The sequence below is a fragment of the Enterobacter cloacae complex sp. ECL352 genome (assembly GCF_020149545.1).
Lineage (GTDB): Bacteria > Pseudomonadota > Gammaproteobacteria > Enterobacterales > Enterobacteriaceae > Enterobacter > Enterobacter asburiae_B.
The window spans coordinates 18,799-40,816 of the sequence record NZ_CP083709.1; the positions used below are offsets into that span (position 1 = coordinate 18,799).

General features: G+C 55.9%; 17 protein-coding genes and 3 pseudogenes. 7 read left to right on the top strand and 13 right to left on the bottom strand.

Annotated features, from left to right (window positions below):
• Positions 1-48: 48 nt before the first annotated feature.
• Positions 49-1,011: an NAD-dependent epimerase/dehydratase family protein gene (locus tag LBF07_RS00115; protein WP_094935502.1), complete on the bottom strand. Its 963-nt coding sequence runs from the start codon at positions 1,009-1,011 to the stop codon at positions 49-51.
• 94 nt (positions 1,012-1,105) lie between these two features.
• Here LBF07_RS00115 and LBF07_RS00120 point away from each other — a divergent pair.
• Positions 1,106-2,013: pseudogene (locus LBF07_RS00120) on the top strand (LysR family transcriptional regulator).
• Between the two features lie 260 nt (positions 2,014-2,273).
• Here LBF07_RS00120 and LBF07_RS00125 read toward each other — a convergent pair.
• Positions 2,274-2,357, bottom strand: a pseudogene (locus LBF07_RS00125) (alpha/beta hydrolase); the annotation flags it as partial.
• Between the two features lie 188 nt (positions 2,358-2,545).
• Here LBF07_RS00125 and LBF07_RS00130 point away from each other — a divergent pair.
• Positions 2,546-2,785 (top strand): annotated as a pseudogene (locus LBF07_RS00130) (hypothetical protein); the annotation flags it as partial.
• A gap of 153 nt (positions 2,786-2,938) precedes the next feature.
• Complete coding sequence (locus LBF07_RS00135) at positions 2,939-3,385, top strand: hypothetical protein (protein ID WP_224435098.1); 447 nt, start codon at positions 2,939-2,941, stop codon at positions 3,383-3,385.
• Between the two features lie 42 nt (positions 3,386-3,427).
• Here the strand turns inward: LBF07_RS00135 and silA are convergent, their stop codons facing one another.
• Genes silA through LBF07_RS00155 form a run of 4 tightly spaced genes read right to left on the bottom strand, consistent with a single transcriptional unit; the run spans position 3,428 to position 9,596 of the window.
• Positions 3,428-6,568: a Cu(+)/Ag(+) efflux RND transporter permease subunit SilA gene (gene silA / locus LBF07_RS00140; protein ID WP_094935872.1), complete on the bottom strand. Its 3,141-nt coding sequence runs from the start codon at positions 6,566-6,568 to the stop codon at positions 3,428-3,430.
• 10 nt (positions 6,569-6,578) lie between these two features.
• A complete protein-coding gene (locus tag LBF07_RS00145) occupies positions 6,579-7,829 on the bottom strand; it encodes an efflux RND transporter periplasmic adaptor subunit (protein WP_094935871.1) in 1,251 nt (416 codons plus the stop codon).
• An 11-nt stretch (positions 7,830-7,840) separates the two neighbouring features.
• Complete coding sequence (gene cusF / locus LBF07_RS00150; RefSeq protein ID WP_045888224.1) at positions 7,841-8,182, bottom strand: cation efflux system protein CusF; 342 nt, start codon at positions 8,180-8,182, stop codon at positions 7,841-7,843.
• A 28-nt stretch (positions 8,183-8,210) separates the two neighbouring features.
• Positions 8,211-9,596, bottom strand: a complete 1,386-nt coding sequence (locus LBF07_RS00155) for an efflux transporter outer membrane subunit (protein ID WP_112778272.1) — start codon at positions 9,594-9,596, stop codon at positions 8,211-8,213.
• Positions 9,597-9,758: 162 nt separating this feature from the next.
• Here LBF07_RS00155 and LBF07_RS00160 point away from each other — a divergent pair, with 162 nt between their 5' ends.
• Both LBF07_RS00160 and LBF07_RS00165 read left to right on the top strand, forming a co-directional pair.
• Positions 9,759-10,442 (top strand): copper/silver response regulator transcription factor, encoded by a 684-nt coding sequence (locus LBF07_RS00160; RefSeq protein ID WP_094935869.1) that lies wholly within the window; start codon positions 9,759-9,761, stop codon positions 10,440-10,442.
• Positions 10,432-11,886: a Cu(+)/Ag(+) sensor histidine kinase gene (locus tag LBF07_RS00165; protein ID WP_094935868.1), complete on the top strand. Its 1,455-nt coding sequence runs from the start codon at positions 10,432-10,434 to the stop codon at positions 11,884-11,886. Before LBF07_RS00160 ends, LBF07_RS00165 begins: the two co-directional genes overlap by 11 nt.
• 3 nt (positions 11,887-11,889) lie before the next feature.
• On the opposite strand, the gene LBF07_RS00170 is transcribed toward LBF07_RS00165, so the two are convergent.
• Positions 11,890-12,795, bottom strand: coding sequence for a LysR family transcriptional regulator (locus LBF07_RS00170; RefSeq protein ID WP_094935867.1), 906 nt, complete (start codon positions 12,793-12,795; stop codon positions 11,890-11,892).
• A gap of 117 nt (positions 12,796-12,912) precedes the next feature.
• Here LBF07_RS00170 and LBF07_RS00175 point away from each other — a divergent pair, with 117 nt between their 5' ends.
• On the top strand, positions 12,913-14,289 hold the full coding sequence (locus LBF07_RS00175) for an MFS transporter (RefSeq protein ID WP_094935866.1): 1,377 nt from the start codon (positions 12,913-12,915) through the stop codon (positions 14,287-14,289).
• Here LBF07_RS00175 and LBF07_RS00180 read toward each other — a convergent pair.
• From LBF07_RS00180 to LBF07_RS00200, 5 genes are all read right to left on the bottom strand, one after another.
• Positions 14,282-15,402, bottom strand: a protein-coding gene (locus tag LBF07_RS00180) for an IS3-like element ISSen4 family transposase (protein ID WP_087451024.1) whose coding sequence is annotated in 2 segments (ribosomal slippage) — positions 14,282-15,144 and positions 15,144-15,402 — 1,122 coding nt in all. Because the reading frame shifts where the segments join, the coding sequence is not laid out codon by codon here. The genes LBF07_RS00175 and LBF07_RS00180 overlap by 8 nt on opposite strands.
• A 412-nt stretch (positions 15,403-15,814) precedes the next feature.
• On the bottom strand, positions 15,815-16,207 hold the full coding sequence (locus LBF07_RS00185) for a polymorphic toxin type 44 domain-containing protein (RefSeq protein ID WP_094935040.1): 393 nt from the start codon (positions 16,205-16,207) through the stop codon (positions 15,815-15,817).
• 270 nt (positions 16,208-16,477) lie between these two features.
• Positions 16,478-17,473 (bottom strand): DUF2891 domain-containing protein, encoded by a 996-nt coding sequence (locus tag LBF07_RS00190; RefSeq protein WP_094935039.1) that lies wholly within the window; start codon positions 17,471-17,473, stop codon positions 16,478-16,480.
• 9 nt (positions 17,474-17,482) lie between these two features.
• Positions 17,483-18,469 carry a DUF979 domain-containing protein gene (locus LBF07_RS00195; RefSeq protein WP_094935038.1) on the bottom strand — a complete coding sequence of 329 codons (987 nt, stop codon included), beginning with the start codon at positions 18,467-18,469 and terminating at the stop codon, positions 17,483-17,485.
• The gene (locus tag LBF07_RS00200) at positions 18,466-19,188 is read right to left on the bottom strand and encodes a DUF969 domain-containing protein (protein ID WP_069302844.1); all 723 of its coding nucleotides are present in this window, start codon (positions 19,186-19,188) and stop codon (positions 18,466-18,468) included. The genes LBF07_RS00195 and LBF07_RS00200 overlap by 4 nt, the downstream gene beginning before the upstream one ends.
• A gap of 238 nt (positions 19,189-19,426) precedes the next feature.
• Here LBF07_RS00200 and LBF07_RS00205 point away from each other — a divergent pair, with 238 nt between their 5' ends.
• Positions 19,427-19,933 carry a winged helix DNA-binding protein gene (locus LBF07_RS00205; RefSeq protein WP_094935037.1) on the top strand — a complete coding sequence of 169 codons (507 nt, stop codon included), beginning with the start codon at positions 19,427-19,429 and terminating at the stop codon, positions 19,931-19,933.
• 2 nt (positions 19,934-19,935) lie between these two features.
• On the opposite strand, the gene glgX is transcribed toward LBF07_RS00205, so the two are convergent.
• A complete protein-coding gene (glgX, locus tag LBF07_RS00210; RefSeq protein ID WP_094935036.1) occupies positions 19,936-22,011 on the bottom strand; it encodes a glycogen debranching protein GlgX in 2,076 nt (691 codons plus the stop codon).
• Positions 22,012-22,018 lie beyond the last annotated feature (7 nt).

Consider the following 22,018-nt stretch of genomic DNA (forward strand, 5'->3'; position numbering starts at 1 on the left):
TGAAGTATATCAGACATTTTTCAACCCTTTCTAAACGTGCAGGTTATGTTAAATACAGCCCAGGCCCGCTAGTGTAGAACGCACGGCCTCGGCAAGAGGGGTCTGAGGTTCATGGCCTAAAAAGGCGATCAGTTTTGAATTATCCATCTCTATTGTCTGCTCCCAGAGATAGCGCATCTCCCGCATTTCACGCAGCGTGGTGTTAAACGGACTCATTGCAGAGACCAGCCACCATGGAAATGACTTCACCTTTGCCTTAATACCGGCATGCTCCGCGACGTACTTTATGGCTGTGGTCATCGCGGTCCCATCAGGATCCCAATGCCCACGCATATGGAAACTGGCAAACGGTTCGAGCTCATCCCGCCGCGCCAGCAATGCCGCAACGGTTTCGGCGACATCCGGCAGATAAGCCCACTGATGTCCTGCGCCGGGTTGCCCGGGATTTTTAATAACCTTGGGTGGATGCCCTGATTTTACCAGTCCCTGTGAAAACCAGTTGTTGCCTGCGAGGGGACCAAAAAAGTCACCCGCCCGCAAAATGAGCACCTTTCCGCCACGCTGAGCATAGGCTGAGAGCGCCTTCTCCATTTGCACGCGTATGGCTCCTTTTCGGGTAACCGGATCCTGAGGGGAATCCTCGCGTAAGAGGGGAAAAGCATCCGGACCGTAGTTATAAATCGTGCCCGGCAGAACGATTAATGCACCGTTTCGCTCCGCTGCGTTGATGGTGTTATGCAGCATGGGTAAAACCAGCTGTTCCCAGTTTCGATAACCCGGCGGGTTAACGGCATGGACAATCACGCTGCAATCTGACGCCGCTGCCTCAACCCGTTCAGCATTCTGCGCATCGCCGCTTATCCAGGTCATGCTTTCGTTGCGATCGTCATGTTGAGGAGCGCTGCGGCGCAATGCCCGAACATCCCATTCGTCACGGATCAATTTACGGGCAATTTCGCCACCGATCCCACCCGTTGCGCCCAGTATCAGTACCTTATTTGTGCTTATCATTGTCTGGCCCTTATTGGATATCTGCTTGACATCTTAAGGGCTGCACGAGCTAAATGTAATTGCATAATATAAACCAACAGGTATGCATTTTTGTATGAAGCTAAATATCCCGTGGGAATGGTATCGCACCTTTTTGGCCGTGATGAAAGAAGGGTCTTTGTCAGGGGCCGCACGCAGGCTTGCCATTACCCAGCCAACCGCCGGACGCCACATTGCGGCACTGGAATCAGCCCTGGGCCTCGTTTTATTTACCCGTTCGCAGACGGGATTGCAGGCCACGGATGCAGCCGTTGAGCTGAAGGGCCATGCGCAGGCGATGGAAAATACGGCCATGATGATTGAGCGGTCGGCTGCGAGTTTCAGCTCCGGCGCAACCGGGTTGCGGGGCGTGGTGCGCGTCGCCGCCAGTGAAATCATCGGCACGGAGGTTCTGCCTCCCGTGATTGCACAGATAAAGGATGCATATCCGCAAATAACCGTTGAACTGGTTCTGTCTAATCGAGTTCAGGATTTACTGAATCGGGAGGCGGATATTGCCGTACGCATGGCCACGCCGGTGCAGGAGCAACTGATTGCCCGTCGGATGGGAAGGGTTGAAATAGGTCTGCATGCAGCGCCAGCCTATCTGTCACGACGTGGTGCTCCGGAAAATATTGATGAGTTATTCACCCATACGCTTGTCGGTTTCGATAATTTAACGCCCTTTATTTTACAGGCACTTAAACAATATCCACAGCTAAACCGCGATCGGTTTACCGTACGGACCGACAGTGATATTGCCCAATTAAACCTTATACGCGCAGGGGCCGGTATCGGAATGTGTCAGGTTCAACTGGCAGATTTTTCTCCGCCGCTGCAGAGGATAATGCCGATTACTTTGCGTTTCATCTGGACACCTGGCTGGTGATGCATGAGGATTTACGCCACAGTCAGGCCTGCAAAACGGTGTTTGATTTTCTTGCTGAGGGTTTACAGGCTTATATCAACAGAGCAAAACGGTAAGCCATGCACTGTGAGGCGATCATGACGATAGCAGCACGTGAGAAGACACTATCAGAGGACATCAGCATCCAGGCCCAACGTGTCCATAAGATGCCAGATTTCTTCTGATTCCACATTGGTACGCATAATGTATATTATGTTAAATGCGATATGGACATCAGAGAATAAGCCATAAACCGTTCAGTCAAACCCCTCATAGCTGCCTTCCCTCTCACATCAATGCAGTAACCTTTGGATCACTGCATCGGTTACTGAGGAAGTTATCTTTTATTAAGATATTTATTGAAGAATGCCGTGATGTTATCGAACGGGATCTTATCCATACGATCATATAAATGAAGGTGTATACAGACTACCATCCCGTCATCAACATGCTCCATCAAATGACCAATTTCGTTGATGATATGTCTGGCACCATGCTCCGTTAACAATACTAGTAACGGGTCGATACCCCTCTCTGACTTGGACCTTTAAGGAACATCTTTATGATTTGATCGCTGAGTTAACGCTGCTATTATCTAAGTCTTAATAAGCGCAGAATCCAGGTATCTCCAGCGCCGGCGTGAAGGCAGCGATCCGCGCAGGCGTCTACCCGAAACGTTTCCCCAGCGAATCATTACAAAAATCACTGCAACGTGAGCTGATGAGTGCCGTGAACAACGCATCGGCTTTTGTGGGCAGTTCACTCACGGGAACGATCCGCAATCCTCAAAACACCGTCCAGTCCGGGCGCTATGTAGTCGGTCTGTTGCAGTCATTTTCGCCTAACTAAACGCTAAGTATTCAAATGGTTAAAGTTTTTTCCCGCCGCCTGCAACACTGTAACGAGGTGGCTACCAGCATAAGCAATGCCTCCCCGACACAGCTGCAACAGCTAAAGACTGAGTTGGCTGACGAAATGGGCAAACCTGTAGGTCTACACACCATGGGTATTCCAGCGGCGATCAGTACCCTCGGGGTGATTGTCAGTTTCGCTATTCCTCAGCTGTGGCTGGGGTATGGCGTACTCGCCGGACTCGACCAGCCAGCGGAACACGTATTCGTCTGGGTTGTCCTGATCGCCCTTCTGTTCGCTGGCCTTAACGGCGTGACGATGTTAATGATTGGCAAAGGCAGCATGCGCGCCGTGAGGTTACACCTTACGCTGGCGGTGATAAGCCTGGTATTAACAGCAGCCTATCTGCTGGTCGCGCTGAGCGGTAGCGCAGCTCCGGGCGTCAGTCTGACCGCGGCGCTAGTGAGTATCGGCATGCTACTGCTTAGCGGCAGCTGTATCCTTTCCACCGCCTTCTATAAGATGCTGCTGTTTACTCTGCATAATCGTGCCTGGCGCAAGCTTCTCAGCCAGACGCGTGCTAAAACAGCGCGCTAAGGGTTCATCCCGTAAAAAACCCGCCATCGCTGGCGGTTTTTTTTATGGCTTTTTATGCCTGCGCAGCCAGATTAACTTGTACGCCGCAGGAATAATAAACAGCGATAACAGCGGCGCCGTGATCATCCCGCCAATCATCGGCGCCGCTATCCGGCTCATGACCTCTGACCCTGCCCCCGTTCCCCAAAGAATGGGCAGCAGACCGGCAATGATCACCGCGACGGTCATCGCCTTTGGCCGCACGCGCAGCACGGCGCCATGGTAAAGGGCGTTATCAAGCCCCTGTTCGGTGAACGTGTCCCGATGGGACAACGCTGGTTGCGCTTCAACGGCATGACGCAAATACATCAGCATGACTACGCCAAATTCTGCCGCTACCCCGGCAAGGGCGATAAAGCCGGTACCGGTTGCCACAGACATATGGAAGCCCTGCCAGTAGAGGAACCATATTCCCCCGACCAGGGCGAACGGCAGGCTCATCAGGATCAGCAGCGCTTCATCCACGCGGCGGAACGCCAGATACAGCAGAATGAAGATGATCATCACCGTCATCGGCACCATCAGCTTCAGTTTCTTGTTGGCGTGTTCGAGCAGCTCAAACTGCCCGGAGAATGAGACGCTGGTGCCCGGCCTCAGCTTTACGTTCTGACTAATGGCCGTCTTAATGTCATTCACCACCGACACCATATCCCTGCCGCGGGCATCAATATAAATCCAGCTCGCAGGGCGGGCATTCTCCGTTTTCAGCATCGTGGGGCCGGAAACCACGTTGATATCCGCCACATCGCCCAGCGTGATCTGCTGTTTCATCGGCGTCAGGATCGGCATTTGCTTTAACGCGTTCGGGCTGTTCCGGTAGTCGTGGGGATAGCGGATATTAATCGGGTACCGGGCGACGCCTTCCACCGTTTCCCCCACCGTCGCCCCGCCGATGGCCGAGGAGACGAACAGCTGCACATCGCCCACCGTCATCCCGTAGCGCGAGGCTTTTTCCCGCTTGATATCAACGTCAATGTAGCGCCCGCCCTCCAGACGTTCAGCCAGGGCAGACACCACGCCCGGCACCGTTTTGGCTACCGCCTCGATGCTCTGCGCCGTGGCGTCGATATCCGACAGAACGGTACCCGACACCTTGATACCAATCGGGCTTTTGATCCCGGTGGAAAGCATATCGATGCGGTTACGAATGGGCGGAACCCAGAGGTTCGCCAGGCCGGGCAATCGAACGGTCTTGTCGAGTTCGTCAATAATCTTGTCATTCGTCATGCCGGGCCGCCACTCATTCTCAGGCTTGAGCTGAATCGTGGTTTCCACCATCTCGAGCGGCGCGGAATCCGTTGCGGTCTCAGCCTTACCCGTTTTACCAAAAACGGAGGCCACTTCTGGCACGGTTTTGATTAACTTGTCCGTGGTCTGTAACAGCGCCGCTGCTTCTGCCGGAGAAACACCCGGCAATGTTGACGGCATATACAGCAGATCGCCTTCGTTGATCTTCGGTAAAAACTCGCCGCCCACCTGGCTGAGAGGCCAGATCACCGTGAATATGGACAAGGCCGCAACCAGCAGGGTTGTTTTTGGCCTGTGGAGCACTCTAATCAGTAGCGGATGGTAGGCTTTAATCAGCAGCCTGTTCAGTGGGTTACTGGTCTCAGCGGGAATTTTACCCCGGATCCAGAATCCCATCAGGATGGGGATAACGACGATGGCCAGCGCGGCCGCACCCGCCATGGAGTACGTTTTGGTGAAGGCCAGCGGACCAAACAGCCGCCCTTCCTGCCCCTCAAGAGTAAAGATGGGAATGAAGGACAGGGTGATAATCAGCAGGCTAATAAACAGCGCGGGGCCAACCTCGACAGAGGCGTTGGTGATCACCTTCCAGCGCGTGGCGTTATCAATCTGCTCTCCCGGATGCTGGTGATCCCACTCTTCGAGCCGTTTGTGCGCGTTTTCAATCATGACGATGGCGGCATCCACCATCGCCCCGACGGCAATGGCAATGCCTCCCAGCGACATAATGTTGGCGTTCAGCCCCTGGAAATGCATGACGATAAAGGCAATACACAGGCCAAGCGGCAGAGAGATAATCGCGACCAGCGCAGAGCGCACGTGCCACAGGAACAGTGCGCAGACGATGGCCACCACGATAAACTCTTCGAGCAGTTTGGAACTCAGGTTGTCGATTGCCCGATCGATGAGCTGGCTGCGATCGTAGGTGGTCACAATCTCAACGCCTTCCGGCAGGCTGGCCTTCAGCGTCTCCAGCTTATCTTTCACCGCCGTGATGACTTCACGCGCATTTTTACCTGAACGCAGGATCACCACGCCACCCGCAACTTCCCCCTGCCCGTTTAATTCGGCAATGCCGCGGCGCATTTCCGGCCCCGTTTGTACGCGGGCGACATCGCGAAGATAAATCGGTACCCCGTTCTCTCCGGCTTTCAGGACAATGTTATTGAAATCATCCATCGTCTGCAGATAGCCGCTGGCCCGGACCATATACTCCGCTTCCGCCATTTCAACTGACGATCCCCCCGCCTCCTGGTTAGACGACTCAAGTGCCTGCTTAACCTCCGGCAGGCTAATGCCGTACTGAGCCAGTTTTAACGGATTGACCTGGATCTGATACTGCTTCACCACGCCGCCGACGGAGGCCACTTCGGCCACGTTAGGAATCGTTTTCAGTTCAAATTTCAGGAACCAGTCCTGCAACGAGCGCAACTCTGCGAGATCGTGTTTTCCGCTGCGATCCACCAGCGCATACTCAAATATCCAGCCCACGCCCGTGGCATCAGGACCGATTTCAGAGCTCACGCCGGCAGGCAGCTTGCCCTGAACCTGGTTCAGATACTCCAGCACGCGCGAACGGGCCCAGTACAAATCGGTGCCGTCTTCAAAAATGACGTACACGTACGAATCGCCAAATTGCGAAAAACCGCGCACGGTCTTTGCGCCGGGAACCGACAGCATGGTGGTAGTCAGTGGATAGGTGACCTGATTTTCAACAATCTGCGGGGCCTGGCCGGGATAGCTGGTTTTGATAATCACCTGAACGTCAGAGAGATCGGGCAAGGCATCGACTGGCGTGTTAATAATCGTCCATGTGCCCCAGACGCTGAGGAACAGCGCCCCCATCATGACCAGGAAACGGTTGGCGACCGACCGCCGGATAATCCATTCAATCATCATCGTCTCCTTAATGGCCAGAATGCGCGTCGTCAGCGGCTTCAGCGTGACGCATGCGCTCCAGCGCGCCGGAAATATTGGCCTCCGAGTCAATCAGGAACAGACCGCTGACCACTACCGACTCCCCCTCTTCCAGTCCGCTACCAATGCCGGACTGCTGCTGAGATTCGTGCAGTACGTGGATCCTTTTCGGTACAAAATTCCCGTCTGCATCGACGGTAATCACGCGCTGTTCTTTACCGGTATCGATAACGGCCTGGGAGGGGATCAGCAGCATTTCCTGGCTTTGAGTATTCAGCTTCAGGTACGCGTTCATGCTTGGTTTCAGCAGCTCATCCCTGTTAGAGACCTGCAGGCGCACCTGCAGCGTACGGGTGGTTGGATCCGCGCTCGGCAGAAGACTCCATTTTTCAACCGGGAAGGATTTATCCGGATAAGCCGGTATCGAAACAGCAAACTGCGAGGTCTCTTTCAGCAGATAAGCAATGGATTCAGGCACTGCCGCGCCGATCCAGACCGGATCCATCCCCTGAATTTGCGCCACCACCTTATCTTTGGAAATATTCATGCCGGTACGCAGATCAAAGGCCGTGATCGCTCCGTCGATCGGCGCCCTGATGGTAAACCGGGTCTGAATAGTACGGGTCGCACGCAGCCTCTGAATATCCTCATCCGGCATACCCGCCAGCCGAAGCCGTTCCAGAACCCCTTTGATTTGCGTCGGCGTTCCGCCGGTACCGGATAACAGCAGAAACTCGCTCTGCGCCTCTACCCAGTCAGGAATGGTTATATCAACGAGCGGCGTGCCTTTCTTCACCTTATCGCCCGTCGTCAGCGGGTACACTTTTTCCACAAAGCCCTCCGCGCGCGCCTGCACAATGACAAACTGATAGTCGTTATAGCTGACGTTAGCCGGGATCGTCTGGGCATAATTAAGCGTTCCGCGCGTCACCTTTTGTGTTTTTAATCCCAGGTTCTGGACCTGCGTCGGGTCAATACGGATACCGGCACTGCTTTTATTCTCATTTTCATCCGCATATTTCGGTACCAGATCCATATCCATAAACGGCGATTTACCGGGCTTATCGAATTTCACGTCTGGCTTCATTGGGTCATACCAGAAAAGCACCTTTCTTTCTGGTGCGCTATTTTCTGTTTTTTCAGATGAATGAAGCGCCTGCCATGCCGTCACCGATATCAGCCCTCCCGCAATAAGGCTGCTGACTATCACGGCGGCATATTTTATTTTTACTGAGGCCATGCCGCGTCTCGCTATTTAATGCTCTTGAGTAAAGAGAGATTGCCCTGCTGAACAAACGAGAAATTCACGTGGTTACCGATTTTTAAGGCATTAATACTCTCGTCAGCCTGAATAAAGGTAAAACGCATGGTCATCGCGGGCCAGCCAATTTCCGGGATCGCTTCATGGGAAATCGTGACTTTTTTATTCGTGAGATCAATGTCTTTCACGATGCCGGTTCCCGTGATGAGCTGCTCTGAGGTCCCTTCGCTGGCAGCACTCATCATCTCGTGCTGATGAACTTCAGCCTGGAGGCCGGCAGAAAACACAATGGAGATTGCACCAAATACAACGGCCTTAAGTGAATTGCGCATGGTTATTTTCCTGTTTAATTAAATAAGATTATTCGACCCAACCGCCGCCGAGCGCGGTGAAGAGATTAATTTCATTAACCTGCCGGGCATAAATAAGGTCGAGAATATTTTGCTGGGTAGAGAAAAGAGAACGCTCCGCGTCAAGCACTTCGATATAGCTGACCGCGCCGCTGGAATATAACCCTCTGGCCCGTTGCAGGGTGATGCGTAGCGAATCAAGATACCGCTGCTGTGCAGCAAGCTGCTGGTTAATGCTGTCACGGAGCGCGAGCGCGTCGGCAACCTGTTTAAAGGCGGACTGAATTTTTTGTTCGTAATTAACAACCGACTGCTGTTGGCGAATTTCGGCCAGCTTCAGGTTGGCCTTATTTCTGCCCGCATTAAAAATGGGAATTTCTATTTTAGGAATAAAATTCCACATCCCGCTCCCGGAAGTAAAGAGGCTGGACAACTCCGTGCTTCCGGTTGATAGCCCGCTGGTGAGAGATATGGACGGGAAAAAGGCGGCGCGCGCCGCACCGATATTCGCATCGGCCGCTTTAAGCTGATACTCCGCCTCCATAATATCCGGGCGCTGCAGCAGTATCTCGGAGGAAAGATGAGGAGGCAGTTTTACCGGCGCAACGTCGCTGGCGTTCATGCCGCCGTCACCCGGCAGCGCGCGATACGTGCCGAGGACCAGCTGCAGGGCGTTATTGGCCTGCGCCAGTTCCCCCTCTCTTTTGGCAATCTCTGCCCGCGTGCTTTCGATCTGTCCCCGGGCCTGTTCCAGCGCCAGGACGTTCGTACTGCCCGTCACCAGCTGCTGCTCAACGAACGCATAAGACTGCCGGTAATTGTTCAGCGTATCCTGCGCGATACGCAGCTGTTTATATGCCAGCTGCTGGTTGAAATAGCTCTGGGAAACGTTAGAGACGAGCAGGATATGCACCGCGCGACGGGCCTCTTCGCTCGCGAAAAAATTTTGTCGGTCGGCCTCGCTCATGTTCTTCAGCTTGCCGAAGAAATCGAGTTCATAGCTAAGCGCAAGGCCCGCGTCGTACTGCTGCGCGGTGGGTTTGTCACTTTTCAGCCCGCCGCTGTACGTGATGCCCGAGGAGGCATTCAGCTGAGGGTAGCGATCCGCATCCGTCACGTTGAACTGCGCCCGGGCCTCTTCGACCTTCAGGGCGGCCATTTTCAGATCGCGATTGTTCTTCAGGGCCTCCGTAATCAGCCCGGCAACCTGAGGGTCGACGAAAAAGTTGCGCCAGCCGGTGTCCTGATACCCCGCCGCCGCGGGCGTCAGGCCGTTTCGGGAGAGCGAAAACTGCCGGGGGACAGGTGCCTCCGGCCGCTGGTACTCCGGGGCCAGCGAGACGCAGCCTGCCAGAATAAATACCGTACTGATGCTTAGTCGTTTTAACAGGAACATAACGGTTCAAATAAAGTCCAGAGTAGTTTTAGGGCTACTCTACGCAACGCATCCTGTTTGACGGGTGACAGGATAATGACAATGTTGTCATTTTTAGCGTAAGTCATTGTTAACGGCGGTACGCTCACTAGAATGTCATCAGCAGCCAGTCAGGGGAGCACGATGAAAATACTGATCGTCGAAGACGAAATGAAAACCGGTGAGTACCTGAGTAAGGGGCTGACTGAAGCGGGGTTTGTGGTGGACCACGCGGATAATGGCCTGAACGGCTACCATCTCGCCATGACCGCTGAATACGATCTGCTGATTCTGGATATCATGCTGCCCGATGTGAACGGCTGGGACATTGTCCGCATGCTCCGCTCTGCGGGAAAAGGGATGCCCATCCTGTTACTCACGGCTCTCGGCACGATTGAACACCGGGTTAAAGGGCTTGAGCTGGGCGCGGATGACTATCTGATTAAGCCATTCGCTTTTGCCGAGCTGCTCGCCCGGGTGAGGACGCTGTTGAGACGCGGAAATACGGTGATCGCGGAAAGCCAGCTTCAGGTGGCAGACCTGACGGTTGACCTCGTGTCGAGAAAGGTAAGCCGGGCCGGAAGCCGCATCTCGTTAACCAGCAAAGAGTTCAGCCTGCTGGAGTTTTTCCTGCGGCATCAGGGAGAGGTGCTTCCCCGCGCCCTGATTGCCTCCCAGGTGTGGGACATGAATTTTGACAGCGACACAAACGCAATTGACGTGGCGGTAAAGCGGCTTCGCGCGAAAATCGATAACGATTTTCAACCGAAGCTGATCCAGACGGTGCGCGGCGTGGGCTATATGCTGGAGGTGCCGGATGCGCGTTAAGCTTCCCGGGCGCCCTTTTTCGCTTGCCCTGCGGCTGACCTTTTTTATCAGTCTCTCCACGATACTGGCCTTTTTCGCCTTTACCTGGTTTATGCTGCATTCCGTTGAAAAGCACTTCGCCGAGCAGGATGTCAGCGACCTGCAGCAAATCAGCACCGCGATGCACCGCATCCTGCAGTCTCCGGTCGATCCTGACCAAAAGAAAATCAGTAAAATCAAAGAGTCGATCGCCAGCTACCGCAACGTAGCCGTCCTGCTCCTGGATCCGCAGGGCAATATCCTGTTCAGCTCGGCGCAAGGGGAAGCACTGCGCCCTGCGATGAACGCGGCGGACTTCAGCGAACACCGCCGCGCGCAGGATGTGTTTCTCTGGACGGTTGAAGACTCTGCCGCAAACATGCACGCCGGGTCCGACATGAAAATGGAAACGTACCGGATTATCGCCTCTTCAGGCACGGCGACGCTGCAGGGCAAAACGCAGGGCTACGTGATGCTGATCGGGCTCTCCATCAATTTTCATCTGCACTACCTTGAGGCGCTGAAAAAGAATCTCCTGGCAATTGCCGCGGCGATCAGCCTGCTGATTATTCTTGTCATTCGCATCGCGGTTCGTCAGGGACATTTGCCCCTGCGTAACGTCAGCAACGCCATTAAAAATATCACTTCAGAAAACCTCGACGCGCGGCTGGAGCCGTCCCGCGTGCCCGTTGAGCTGGAACAGCTGGTCATTTCCTTCAACCATATGATCGAAAAGATTGAAGATGTCTTTACCCGCCAGGCGAATTTTTCCGCCGATATCGCGCATGAAATCAGAACCCCCATCACCAACCTGGTGACGCAAACGGAAATCGCGCTGAGCCAGAACCGCTCGCAGAAAGAGCTGGAAGATGTTCTGTACTCCAGCCTGGAAGAGTACAACCGGATGACCCGCATGGTCAGCGACATGCTTTTCCTGGCGCAGGCGGATAATAATCAGCTCATCCCTGACCGGGTGGTGTTTGATTTAAGTGCGGAGGTCATGAAAGTCTTCGATTTCTTCGAAGCCTGGGCGGAAGAACGCAACGTTACGCTGAAATTTAACGGGATGCCCTGCCTGATAGAAGGCGATCCGCAGATGTTCCGGAGAGCAATGAATAATCTGCTCTCCAATGCCCTGCGCTATACGCCAGCAGGAAAAGCGGTGACGGTTTCCATCAGAGAACAGGATAACGACGTTGAACTGATGATAGAAAATCCCGGTACGCCGATCCCGCAAGAGCATCTGCCAAAGCTGTTTGACCGTTTCTATCGCGTCGATCCGTCAAGGCAGCGCAAAGGCGAAGGCAGCGGGATCGGGCTTGCCATCGTGAAGTCCATCGTCTCCGCGCATCACGGAAAAGTCCGCGTGGAATCGGATGCGGCATCGACGCGCTTCATCCTCATCGTGCCGGGAAAAGTGGCCTGAGCGTCAGCGCACGGCCCGACACACTTCCAGTACTTTTTCCCTGAGCCATCGATGTCCCGGGTCCCTTTCCATGCGCGGATGCCACATCTGTGACACCGTAATGGTCCGGGTTTTAAACGGCAGTTCAAAGACGTGTACGCGCTCGTTCATCGGCTGATTGAGCAGGTACAGCGCCGGCACCATGGCAATCAGATCGGACGCCAGCGCCACGGATAGCGCCGTTGGAAATCCGGGCACCACGCTGGCGACCTTGCGTTTCATCCCCCGTTCCGCCAGCGCGTCATCGACAAACCCGTGTAGCGATCCGTCCGGCGAGGCCACCACGTGGCCCCACGCGACATAATCGTCAAGGCTGACGTCAGGCCGTAATGAGAGCGGATGTCCCTTACGCACCGCGCCAACAAACCGATCCTGAAAGAGCCGTTGCAGCCGTATTTCCGGCCCCATATTGCTCTGCACGCCGATCTCCAGGTCGACCAGCCCCTCACGCAAATAGCGCGACGTTTTTTCAGGTTTCGGCGAGAAGCGGATGCACACCCCGGGGGCAACGCTCGCCACCGCCGCAATCAGCAGTGGCCCAAACGCCACCACAAAACCGTCGTTGGCTCTGATGGTGAACAGCCGCTCGAGATTTTCCACCTTCAGCGCGTCGGTGGAGGGCTGCAGCACCGCCCTCGCCTCATGCACGGCGCTTCTGGCGCGGTCCCGCGTGGCTTCTCCCCAGGGCGTCAGCACCATATGACGCCCGGCCCTCACCAGAACAGGATCGCCGGTCACCTCCCGCAGCCTGCTCAGGGTGCGGCTCATGGCGGAGGTGCTGAGGTTCAAACGTCGCGCCGCGCCCGCCACGCTGGCTTCGGCCAGCAGAACGTCGAGCGCAACCAGAAGGTTAAAGTCAGGATCGGACACGGTGACTCCTAAGATAAGGCGTTATATGCAACGATTAAGTGCAGCTGATGCGTCTTCCGCCCTGTATACCGCATGCTTATAGTTTCGTCATCACTATTCTTATGCGGAGTAACGACGATGACGTTTTTTTCAAACCTGCCCGGCGATGAAGGCTTACCCGGTCATGAACGCGCCCGGGTCATGGCCGCCGTCATGACCACCACGCTGATGGGCGTCTTTGACGGCACCATGATCAACATCGCGCTGCCCTCCATGGCAAGGTCGATGCAGGTTCCCGCGAACGTTGCTGTCTGGTTCGCCAACGGTTACCTGCTTTCAGCGGCAATGACGTTAGCCATCTTCGCGGCGCTGGCGGCGCGCGTAGGCTATCGCCCGGTGTTTCTTGTTGGGCTTGCCACCTTTACGCTCACCTCGCTCGGCTGCGCGCTGGCAGCGACGCCGGAAATGTTAACCGGCATGCGTATTCTGCAGGGCATCGGCGGCGCGGCCACCCTGAGTATCGCTCCGGCGATCCTGCGATCCGTTTTTCCAGGTCGACTGCTTGGCCGTATTCTGGGGCTGCACGCCCTGCTTATCGCTTCCAGCACGGCGATTGCCCCCGTGCTGGGCGGAACCATACTGGACGCGCTGAGCTGGCAGTGGCTGTTCGCCATTAACATTGTTCCGGGCAGCGTCGCCCTGCTGCTGGCATGGCGGGCCTTGCCGCGGGAAACGGCCGTTGACCGCTCACCCTTTGACGCGCCGGGCGCCGTGCTCTCCGCCGTGCTGTTAGGTTCAGCAATCATGCTGGCCGACAGCCTTCAGCACGTGACGCAAAACATCAACCAGACGGCCACGGGCTGGGGGCTGCTCGCGCTGGTCAGCGCCCTCGCCTTTATCTGGCGGATTCGGCGCGCGCGAAGTCCCATCCTGCCGCCCGTCATGTTTAAAAACGGACGCTTTACCCTCGCAGCCCTGACCTCGCTGGCCTCGTTTGTCAGTCAGGGCATCACCTTTGTCGCGCTGCCGTTTCTGTTTCAGAGCGTGTATGGCTACAGCCCGGTGGTCTCCGCGCTGCTGTTCACCCCGTGGCCGATTGGCATCGTGCTGATCGCGCCGCACGCGGGACGCTGGGCAGATACGATTTCCGCGCCGCTGATCTCGACAATCGGGCTGATGATTTTTGTCGGTGGGCTGCTCCTGCTGGCGACGTTGCCGGAGAGCCCTTCCGCATGGAATATCTGCCTGCGCAGCCTGGTTTGCGGGATTGGGTTTGGCTGCTTCCAGAGCCCCAATAACCGGGAGATGCTCTCTAACGTGGCGCGGGAATATGCCAGCTACGCCTCCGGCGTGTTGTCGATTGTGAGGACATTCGGCCAGTGTCTCGGTGCCGCCGCGGTGGGCGTGCTGCTGGCGACGACCGAATCAGACCATGACCGGGCCGTGCATCTGGCGCTATGGATAGCCGTGATAGCCTCTGACCTGCCCCCACGATTAGATACAACACTCAGTTAGTAACGTCGGAATCTTCATTCTCAGAATGACCCTTTCTCCAGCCCGCTGCAAATTCAGACGGTGTCTGATAATTCAGCGTGGAGTGCGGGCGGCATTCGTTATAATCCTGCCGCCAGTCATTAATAATTTTCCTGGCATGAACGATATCGCTGAACCAGTGCTCATTCAAACATTCATCGCGAAATCGTCCGTTAAAGCTCTCAATAAATCCGTTCTGCGTTGGCTTGCCCGGCTGGATTAAGCGCAACTCAACACCATGCTCAAAGGCCCATTGATCCAGTGCACGGCAAGTGAACTCCGGCCCCTGGTCAGTTCTTATCGTCGCCGGATAGCCTCGAAACAGTGCAATGCTGTCCAGAATACGCGTGACCTGAACGCCTGAAATCCCAAAGGCAACAGTGACCGTCAGGCATTCCTTTGTGAAATCATCGACGCAGGTAAGACACTTGATCCTGCGACCGGTGGAAAGTGCGTCCATGACGAAATCCATCGACCAGGTCAGATTGGGCGCCGCCGGACGGAGCAGCGGCAGACGTTCTGTTGCCAGCCCTTTACGACGTCTTCTGCGTTTTACGCCCAGGCCACTGAGGTGATAAAGCCGGTACACGCGCTTATGATTAACATGAAGCCCTTCACGGCGCAGCAACTGCCAAATACGACGGTAGCCAAAACGCCTGCGCTCCAGTGCCAGCTCAGTGATGCGCCCTGATAAATGCGCATCAGCAGCCGGACGGTGAGCCTCATAGCGGCAGGTCGACAGGGATAAACCTGTAAGCCTGCAGGCACGACGTTGCGACAGACCGGTCGCATCACACATCAACATCACGGCTTCCCGCTTCTGGTCTGTCGTCAGTACTTTCGCCCAAGAGCCACCTGAAGCGCCTCTTTATCCAGCATGGCTTCGGCAAGCAGCTTCTTGAGTCTGGCGTTCTCTTCCTCAAGCGACTTCAGGCGCTTAACTTCAGGCACCTCCATACCGCCATACTTCTTACGCCAGGTGTAAAACGTGGCATCGGAAATGGCATGCTTGCGGCAGAGTTCACGGGCGGGTACCCCAGCTTCGGCTTCGCGGAGAATACTGATGATCTGTTCGTCGGAAAAACGCTTCTTCATGGGGATGTCCTCATGTGGCTTATGAAGACATTACTAACATCGGGGTGTACTAATCAACGGGGAGCAGGTCACCGAATTAGTGAATGAATAAACCTTACCTGTGATTTTTATATTTACCGTGTTCCCATAAGCAGAAGCTGTAACATCGCTTGTATTGGCTTCAAGGAACGGCGATCGATCTTTAAGGGCCTTCATAATGTTCCCGCTGCTGTCTTTATCTAAATAGAAGCGGTAAATATCCGACACCGTAGCTCCTCCGTCATCATACTTTGTTATGTACAGTGTGACGGTATCAGATAGTTTCTGTTTGCTGACAAAGTTATCGTGAGGAGGTGCATTAAAATAATATTGATATGTCAGAAACCCGCAAACAACGATCAATAAAATCGTTGTGAGTAAACAATGAAGCCGTTTAATAACCGTGTTTCTTTGCATATTCAATCCCTTGACTTATCCAAAACTGATCGTGAGGATCATCCCCATATGGCGGTTTTTGATACCAGTGCCCCCATTTCTTTTTGGAGGTTTTAGCTCTTTCCTGCGCCCATCCTGCCCCCATCAATAACGTTTCTGATGGTATCCCGGCAGCATAGCCAGCCGAACCATAATTGAAGTTACCAAAGTTCGCTAACTCAGGGTGTCCCTGCTTGTAATCCCATGGCCCCTTATTTCTTACTTTTTGATAAAACCAAAGATAGGTTGTAGGAATAGCCATATTTCTACTCATACCATGCGCTCTTGCAATCCTCATGTTTGCTAATGCAAGCGCGATTCCTTCTTTTGGTAACAAAGGTATATCAGCCATATTAACCATTCTTTTCACATGGATATATGACCACGTATCGTACACTTTTGCGATAGTAAAAAAGATATCTGTTTCGAGACAAATGACGGAAAAATAACCGATTAAGATATTAATCGCATTAAAAATAAAGAAATTTAGGCTGCGCCTGCAGTTCGGGCATCAGCCTGATTCGCCCGGCGGCGCTACGCTTGCACGGGCCTACAAGGAAGCTTTGCACAATGTAGGCCGGGTAAGCGCAGCGCCACCCGGCAAGAAAGACGGCGCGTTCGTTTACTCCAGCGCCAGCAGCGCAAAGCTCGCCAGCCAGTGCCCGCCGCTGTAGTGGCTGCCGACCACATGCTCAACGCTAGCCGTCAGGTGTTTCGTCACCGCCTCGCGCAGCGCCTGCTGCGCCGGATGGTTTGCGGGAAGCGCTCTGGCAATGTGCTTCATGCACCAGGCGCGGCTGAGGTTTAACCCGTCGAGATGGGCAATTTTCGGGTCGGTACGGTCGCTCACTTCCGCCGGGTTCATCAGCGCCGCAATGGTGCCCGCCTCCGGGAGAAACGCGTCAAACCAGGCCGGGAAGTCTTTCTGCACCTTGCTCATCAGCAGCGCTTCCGTCAGCGCGCCGGAAATATACTCATCACCGCCGGGCTCGTAGTGGGCCGGATAGCGCGTGTCGGCGAGATAAAACCGCTCCGCCGCCGTGACAATCGCCTGCTCAAGCGCGCTATCCTCCACGGCTCGCGCGTAATCGAGCGCCAGCGCGAGGGCAAACGCCGTGTTGTAGTGCGTCCCGACGCGGATCGGATAGGTGAGCTTGCTGAGGTAATCCACCAGGCGGTTACGAATATCCTGGGTTAACGGCTCAAGCGTCCGGTACCAGCCTTCGGCCTGCGGCAGCGACGACTGCTTTAGCTCCTGGGCCAGCGCCAGCAGCCAGCCGTAACCATACGGGCGCTCAAACGAGGCGCGGAACGGCGCGGTGAAATAGGCCAGCTCCTTCGCCACGTTCTCTTCCGTCAGGTGCTCGTCGACAAGCGCGACGATCGCGTCCCGGCTCGGCAGCTCCGGGTAGAGGCGCACGCAGCGCAGCAGCAGCCAGTAGCCGTGCACCGCCGAGTGCCAGTCGAAACAGCCGTAGAAAATGGGGTGCAGTTCGCGCGGCGGCAGAACGTCACCATCATCATTCAGCAGGTGCATGATGTGGTTCGGGTATTCCTGGCGCAAATAGGTCAAAGGCATGCGGGCAAACGCGTCAGCCTGATGTTGCGTTAATTCCATAACAGCTCCTTAGCGAAACACGAGGAAATACATGAGGAACACGTTCACCACCAGCAGGGTTAACGCGGTCGGGATCTGGATCTTGATCACCTGATACTTATCTTTCAGCTCCAGCAGCGCGGCGGGAACAATGTTGAAGTTAGCGGCCATCGGCGTCATCAGCGTGCCGCAGTAGCCCGCGTACATGCCAATCGCCAGCAGCGGCGCCGGGTTGCCGTGATGCACGTTGATCAGAAACGGCAACGCGATCCCCGCGCTCAGCACCGGGAAGGCCGCAAACGCATTCCCCATGATCATGGTAAACAGCGCCATCCCCACGCAGTAAATCACCACCAGCATAAAGCGGTTATCCGGGTTAACGAACAGGCTCACCACCTTCTGCACCGAGTCACCGGTATTGGCCGCCACGAACACGCCGCCGAGCATGGCCAGCATCTGCGGCAGGATCACCGCCCAGCCGATGGTGTCGACAAGACGGCGAGACTGGCGAATGGCGTGCAGCGGCGTGCCTTTGGTCAGCCACCAGCCGGTGAGGATCGCCGCGACGCAGGCCACGCACAGCGCCGCCAGAGTGAGCTGCTTCTGATCGAGCAGGAACACGCCGCCAACCGAAACCCCTTTCAGGAACAGGGTGCCTATAACCGTCACCACCGGGATCATCAGCGCGGGCAGAAACAGCCAGTTTTTGAGGCGGTTTGACGACGCGAGACGTTCGCCTTCGGTGGACATTTTATAGTGCCCTTTCCCGACCAGACCAAAGCCCGCCAGCAGCGCGATAGCGATGACGCCGCCGCCAACGATCCGGTACGCCAGCGATTTCCCCAGCTCCTGCACCATCAGATCGCCGAACAGGAAGATCCCGCCAAATAAAAACCAGAACAGCGCCGTGGTAAAACGCTTCGGATTGGCGCGATCGCGCAGGGTCATCACAACCAGCAGCATCACGACGAAGCCGATCAGGTAGTACACGCGGTTAATGGTGATAAGCGTCATCATTGCGCGGCCTCCCGCGTGCCCTGCTCCGCGCGCCAGGCCATGACGTCGCGACGGATGCTGGCATCCAGGCGCAGAAGGCGCGTCATATGAATAACTAATGCCGCAATGGCGGTTGGGATGGCCCACAGGCCGATATGCAGCGGTTCGATGCCCGCAATACCGTTCTCTTTCAGGAACGCGTCGATCAGCAGCACCGCGCCAAAGGCAATAAAGATATCTTCCCCAAAGAAGACCGCAATGTTGTCGCACGCGGCGGCATGGGCTTTGATTTTGTCGCGGATGTGCTGCGGCAGCTCGCCGTATTCGTTCAGCGCCGCCCCTTCGGCCATCGGCGCCAGCAGCGGACGCACCGTCTGGGCATGACCGCCCAGCGACATCAGCCCCAGCGCGGCGGTGCCTTCACGGGCGACAAAATAGAGCATCAGAATACGCGCCGAGGTCGCGCTGGCGATCTTCGCCACCCAGGCCTGGGCGCGCTCCTTGAGCCCGTAATATTCCAGCAGACCAATCACCGGCAGGATCAGAATGAAGGTCGCCAGGGATCGGCTATTCACGAACTTTTCGCCAAAGGTCTCCAGCAGCATCCCGAAATCCATACCGACCAGCAGACCCGTCGCCAGCCCCGCCACTACGACCACCAGCAGCGGGTTGAAGCGCAGTGCAAAACCAATAACCACGATCGGTATCCCGATCAGCGGCAACAGCGTAGTACCGTCCATAACGTTTACCCTATCCAAAGTGAGCGTTGCGCGCCGACGGCTATTTTTTTATTTTGCGGCGAGCGATGTTGTGTTTTTCGACAGGTTTCGGAAAACCTGCGCTAAAAAGCTATATCTGAACCTCAAAAACATGTAAACAAATTATCAATAAAATGTTCTTATTTTATCGATGAGTTTACATTTCTGGCTAAGGAACGTTATGACCTAGGAAAAGAGTGCTACACCCCCTCACGACGATATCAACGACGGCCGGATCGTCTCGTCCCGCCACCTGGTGTCCGAGCGCTGCGCGGAACTGTCAGAGCTGGAGTACGCGCTGATCATGACCAGTAACGCGTTCAATAAATGGATGGTGCGCTGCATGGCCGCTGCCGGCGAACCGGATATGGGCGCATTTGACGTCTCGCTGCTGCATCACGTGAACCACCGCGACCGCAAGAAAAAGCTGGCCGATATCTGTTTCGTTCTTAACGTGGAAGATACTCACGTGGTGACCTACGCCCTGAAAAAGCTGGTCAAAGCGGGCTACGTGACGAGCGAGAAAGCGGGCAAAGAGCTCTTTTTCTCGACTACCGAGGAAGGGAAAGCGTTGTGTATGAAGTACCGGGACGTGCGGGAGGCGTGTCTGATTGCAATCCACGCGGAGAGCGGCATTGCCGGGAAGTCGATTGGCGAAACCGCGCAGCTGTTACGCACGATCTCCTCCCTGTATGACACCGCCGCCCGCGCGGCGGCATCACTCTGAAGCTAAGGACGTCTGAAGAGAGTAATACTGCGTCCGGCCAGTTCGTACTCTACGGTGTCGGTGAACGCTGTCCCGGCGGCAGCGTCCTCTGCCGTAGACAGCTCCAGCACCCATCCCCCTTCGCCAAACTGCGGGATCTGGAACGGCACGGTCCCTTCAAACGGGTTGAACAGCATCAGCACGTCGTGCCAGATGCCGTCCTCCTGCCTGAGATCGGGCCTGCTGATGGAGACGCCGAGCGTCGAGCCTTCATCCCACTGCTCGGCCTGCTGCGGGCCGCCGCCGGCATTGAACCAGCGGATCTCCAGCCCGTCGCGCCAGCTTTCACGGCGCAGCAGCGGCTGTTGCGCGCGAAGGTCAATGAGCCGTCGGGTAAACTCGCGCAGCGCAGCGTCGTTTTCGGTTATCCCGTTCCAGTCGATCCACGAGATTTCGCTGTCCTGGCAGTAACCGTTGTTATTGCCCTTCTGCGTGCGGCCAAACTCGTCCCCCGCCAGCAGCATCGGCGTGCCGTGGGAAAACAGCAGCGTGGTCAGGAAATTCCGCTTCTGCCGTTCGCGGGTGGCAATAATATCCGGGTTCTCCGTCGGCCCTTCTTCGCCATAGTTGTACGAGCGATTATCGTTATGCCCGTCGTTATTGTCCTCGCCGTTGTCGGCGTTATGCTTCTCGTTGTACGACACCAGGTCATTCAGCGTAAAGCCGTCGTGAGCGGTGATGAAGTTGACGCTGGCCCACGGACGACGCCCGCGCAGGTCGTACAGATCCCCGGATCCCAGCAGCCGTGCGGCAAAGTCGTTGGAGACGTTATCGCCCTTCCAGTACTCGCGTACGGTATCGCGGTATTTGTCGTTCCACTCACCCCAGCCCGGCGGGAAACCGCCAACCTGATACCCGCCGGGACCGATGTCCCAGGGTTCACCAATCAGCTTAAGTCTTGATAACACCGGATCCTGAGTCATGGCGTCGAAGAAACCGCCGCGCGGGTCAAATCCTTCCGGCTCGCGGCCCAGTATCGTCCCCAGGTCGAAACGAAAACCGTCAATATGCATCGATTCCGCCCAGTAGCGCAGCGAATCCATCACCATCTGCAGCACGCGTGGGTGCGAGGTGTTGACCGTGTTTCCCGTCCCGGTGTCGTTGATGTAGTACCGGTGCTGGTCCGGCAGGGTGCGGTAATAGCTGTAGTTATCAATCCCCTTAAACGAAAGCGTCGGGCCAAGCTCATTTCCTTCCGCCGTATGGTTGTACACCACGTCCAGAATCACCTCGATGCCCGCATCGTGATACGCGCGCACCATGTCGCGAAAGCCCTGGATCCCCGCCGGGCCGTAGTAGCGCGACGCCGGAGCAAAAAAGCCGAGGGTGTTATAGCCCCAGAAGTTCTTCAGGCCGCGGTCGAGCAGGTGCTGGTCGTCGGGGAACCAGTGCACCGGCAGCAGCTCCACCGAGGTGATGCCAAGACTCTTGATGTAGTCGACCGAGGCTTTATGTCCCATCCCCTCAAACGTGCCGCGCAGCTCCGGCGGAATGGCCGGGTTCATCTGGGTAAAGCCCTTCACGTGGCTCTCATAGACGACGGTATGCGGCCAGGGCACGTTGGGCCGGCTGTTGTCCTGCCAGTCAAAGGCGTTCGGGTCGATGACCTTGCACTTCGGCGTGAACGGCGCGCTGTCGCGCGTGTCAAAGCTGAGATCCAGTTCATCATTCCCCAGCTCATAGCCGAAATGGGCGTCGTTCCAGTCGATATCGCCCACCAGTTCGCGGGCGTAAGGGTCGATAAGCAGCTTGTGCGGGTTAAAGCGGTGACCGTTTTCCGGATCGTAAGGGCCGTAGACGCGATAGCCGTACAGCGCGCCGGGCTTCAGGTCCGGCACATAGTCGTGCCAGACCTCATGGGTATATTCCGGCAGCTCCAGCCGGGCGATTTCGTTTTTCCCGGACGGGTCAAACAGACAGAGCTCCACCCGCTCGGCGTGAGCGGAGAACAGCGCGAAGTTGACGCCCTTCCCGTCATAATTCGCCCCCAACTGCTGGCCATGACCGGCCCGAATTTCAAACGTAGTATCCTTTGCCATTTTCGTT